Origin of the sequence: Bartonella sp. CB10SXKL (genome assembly GCF_042195515.1) — a bacterium.
Classification (GTDB): Bacteria; Pseudomonadota; Alphaproteobacteria; order Rhizobiales; family Rhizobiaceae; genus Bartonella.
This window is the reverse complement of sequence record NZ_JBHION010000055.1, coordinates 1-2,157: the sequence shown is the minus strand read 5'-3', so window position 1 is coordinate 2,157 and position 2,157 is coordinate 1. Positions and strand designations below refer to the sequence as shown.

Annotated in this window: 3 protein-coding genes; all 3 read right to left on the bottom strand. The window is 36.7% G+C overall.

The window, feature by feature from the left end:
- Positions 1 to 851 (bottom strand): DnaB-like helicase N-terminal domain-containing protein (locus ACFIK3_RS09295; RefSeq protein ID WP_375676607.1); only part of this gene is annotated, 851 nt, incomplete at its 3' end.
- A gap of 271 nt (positions 852 to 1,122) precedes the next feature.
- The gene (locus tag ACFIK3_RS09290) at positions 1,123 to 1,575 is read right to left on the bottom strand and encodes a hypothetical protein (protein WP_375676606.1); all 453 of its coding nucleotides are present in this window, start codon (positions 1,573 to 1,575) and stop codon (positions 1,123 to 1,125) included.
- A 291-nt stretch (positions 1,576 to 1,866) separates the two neighbouring features.
- Positions 1,867 to 2,157, bottom strand: a 291-nt coding sequence (locus ACFIK3_RS09285; RefSeq protein ID WP_375676605.1) for a hypothetical protein, incomplete at its 5' end; no start/stop codon positions are given.

The window sequence follows — 2,157 nt, the reverse complement described above, 5'->3', positions numbered from 1 at the left end:
GAAGAAGAAACCTTTATTTGCTCTGAGATAATACGAGTTGCAAGCTGTTCAGATGACATTTCAAGTGAGAAGAAACCTACAATACCCCCTTCATTGGCTTGGCTGTTATCATGACGCTTGCAAGCATTGGCAATATTAAAAGCAATATTGGTAGCCAGAGAGGTCTTCCCCATAGCAGGGCGCCCCGCAAGGATAATCAAATCAGATGCTTGTAACCCTCCCATTTTCTCATCAAGTGTTTTGATATGGGTAGCTATCCCTGAGAGCCTTGAGGAACGCTTTTTCGCTGCACTTGCCATGTTAAGTGCTTTTGCAATGGCTGTATTAAAGTTTTCAAACCCACCCCCATATTTTCCCTTTTCTGCCAATTCAAACAACTGATTTTCAACAGTTTCAATTTGTTGTGATGTTGTAAGTTCTACAGAAACATCATAAGCTCTATTCACAACTTGAGTGCCAAGGTTAATTAAAGAGCGTCGGATAAACAGATCATAAATGACGCTTCCATAATCTTTAGTATTAATGATTGTGACTGCCTCGGTAGCTAAACGCACCACGTAATTATATACAGTGATGTCACCAATTTTCTCATCATTTTCAACAAAGGGCTTAATAGTAATGGGATCTGCAACTTTTCCACTTTGAATAATTTGTGAAATGATATCAAAAAGCTTTTGATGCAACGGTTCAAAAAAATGCTCTGCTTTTAAAAAATCAGAAACGCTATCAAGAGCATTATTATTGATAATGATAGCACCCAGCAAAGCTTTCTCTGCTTCAATATTATGGGGCAGTTGACGAAAAGAAGATTGTTCTTCTGTTTGAAAAGAAGGTAATTTAACAGCGTTCATTTTATTCATTATGATTTAAATTGATTTGATAAATGATAATTATAAATCACTGAATCTACAGTGTGAATCCCATTTTTATTTTACTTAACAGCTTGCTTTTTGATACGTTTTGTGCAATAAAGAGATGTTCTTTTATATTTCGATTGGTTATTTTAATCGTTTATTTGGATCGCTAGCTGTTTTGATAATAAAAGCCGTGTCTTAAAGGACGCGGCTTTTTTTAATTCTATCTTTTAGAAGCCGCTTTAGTCAATTTATCTACAGTCTTTATCTATCTACAAAAGGATATTAAACCTGTAGAAATCTCTTTTCTTCCTGTAACCCATGCCCCCAAAATAAGTTGCGTATCTCCAAAAACACGCGCCCTGCCACCAATAATTGCCTTTCCATAAGCACGTACATTACCGTAAACCTTCGCAAACCCATTAACACACGCCTCATCACAAATTATTGCATTTTCAAAAACCTTCGCATGCCCCCAAACCATAGCAGCATTATAAACCTTGGCATCATCACCAACCCAACAATTGCCATCATGTGATAAGTTGTATTCACTTTCAATAAAGCCCCCTAAATCTCCTTTTTTAACACTTCCAAAACTTCTTAAAGCTTTAATGCGATAAAGTGTTCTAACTCTACCATAGAGATGGTCTTTAACTTCTGTAGTTTCATTAGTAAGTTCATATTTTGGAGATGTTTCTTGATTTTTAACTGTAGCTTTCATGCTAGTAATCCTTATCAATGAAGTTTTTAATTAACAGCCCATAAGGGCGTCGGGTGCTAAAAACACGGTGATAAGTCCGCCGCTATGCTTTTCCCTCGCGAAGGGTATTGTATGGCATAGCTACACCCGACATAACCGTTATATGCCAATGATAGCATAAAAGAAAGTCAGTACTTTGAAGATGGGAGAAACCTTATCGTGGTTTATCCGCTTATCACTAAGTGTTTTTAGCACTTGTCGACTCTTCTAAACGAACCTTTCCTTAAAGTCAATACGTATTTTTTATTTTTTTCAATTTTTTTCATTTTGATACCTACCTAATTGAATATCAAGTGCTTTCTCTAGTTCACTGTCTATATCATCATAAGTTTTCACTGCTTTCACTGTACGTTTTTTGATTTCCCTATTCACCTCGTCTATCAATGCTTCGCAACTCAATACGCTTCTTGGCAAATCACCACCGTATATCCAAGCTTTCACTTGCGCCTTGGTACTGTAATCAACATTCTCAGGCATCTCATGATACTGACCACCGTCAAATTCTTCGTATTCTCTTGTGCCATCATCATATTCGTAAAGGTT

Bases quoted from the DNA above. Each gene is read 5' to 3' on its own strand.
- ACFIK3_RS09290 (WP_375676606.1), bottom strand. From the start codon at position 1,575: ATGAAAGCTACAGTTAAAAATCAAGAAACATCTCCAAAATATGAACTT.